Below are 1358 nucleotides of genomic sequence, written 5' to 3' on the forward strand. Positions count from 1 at the left end.
CCCGCGGCGCCCGCTCCCCCGGCGCCCGCTCCCGCGGCGCCCGCTCCCGCGGCGCCCGCTCCCGCGGTGCCGGCGACGAGCGCGAGCGCCTTTGCGTACCCGGCCGCCCCGAACCAGCCGATGACGGCGACCGGAACGACGGCGGGGATGCTGCCGGCCACTTCCTCGATCTGCAGGGCGGCCAGCCGGCACTTGGCGCACTCCTCCAGGTGCTTGCGCAGCCCGCGTTCGGCGCGGGTGCGCAGCCGGCGGCGGGCGTAGGCGCCGAGCTGGTCGGCGTAGCGGGCGCACTCCTGGTCGCTGGTGAGGGTGGCGCTGACATGGGCCTGGAGGTAGGCCTGCTTGAGTCCCTCGCGGGCCCGGCTGGCCAGCACGCGCGTGCCGTTGGCGTCCAGGCCGAAGAGCAGGGCGACCTCGCTCGGCGACTCGTCCTCGACCTCGGTGTGCCACAGGACGGCCTGCCAGCGCTCGGGCAGCGAGCGGAAGGCCTGCACGGCCATCGACTGCTCGGCCTCGTGCATCGCGCGCACATCGGCGCCCAGTTCCAGCCCCGACCCGAAGGAGCCGACGGCCCCCCTGTCGTCGGTGACGTCCGACGAACGGGCGGACTGCGCGGCGAACACCGCGAAGTCGTCGACGAGCTGTTCCCGTTTGGCCGACCGGGCCCAGTCGGCGGCCGCGCGCCGCACGCAGGTGAGGAGATAGGCGCGGACGGCGTACTCGGGCCCGGAGCCGCCGCGCACCGCCTGGAGCATGCGGGCGAAGACCTCGGCGGTGAGGTCGTCGGCGGTGTGCGCGTCCCGGCAGCAGGTGCGGGCGTAGCGGCGCACGGCGTCGGCATGGCGCCGGTACAGCTCCTCGTACGCCGTGTCGTCGCCCGAGCGCATCCGGCCGATCAGATCGGTGTCGGAGGGCGGCAGGTCGCGTGGCGGCGGCAGGATGTCGTCCGCGCGCCATTCGCGCTGCGCCGGGACCGTCTCCTGCGACGGCCCGCCCGGAGCAGGGGCGACGGGTTCGCCCGCCCGACCCCCCGTGCGGCCGCCCTGGCTCGGCACCTGCTCGTCCCGACCGTCAACGCTCATCGCGGAAAGCCCCCGCCTGCCCCACCAGTCCCGACCACCGGGTCAGAGTGCCACAGGTGCTTTTGGCCAGGACCCCGTGCGGCGGGCCGCCCACTCGTCCGTGGGGACTTGTCGCACACCCGTACTGCCTTCCACTCTAACGGGGAAGGTTCAACGCCCTTGGCTTGCAGAGGAGTTGGCACTCCCGGGTGCCGTGTCCCCGTATGTCCGGCGAGACAGAGCGGGGCGGGTGCGCGCCCGCTCCCCCCCCCCCCCCCACCCCGACCCCCCTCAAAG

The 1358-nt window shown here is 75.0% G+C and carries 1 protein-coding gene; it reads right to left on the reverse strand.

Annotated features, from left to right (window positions below; genetic code table 11):
• Nucleotides 1-1082, reverse strand: a 1082-nt coding sequence (locus tag ACFVYK_RS37200) for an RNA polymerase sigma factor (RefSeq protein WP_389781164.1), incomplete at its 3' end; no start/stop codon positions are given.
• Nucleotides 1083-1358 lie beyond the last annotated feature (276 nt).

Source organism: Streptomyces sp. NPDC058291, assembly GCF_042880855.1.
Taxonomy (GTDB): domain Bacteria; phylum Actinomycetota; class Actinomycetes; order Streptomycetales; family Streptomycetaceae; genus Streptomyces.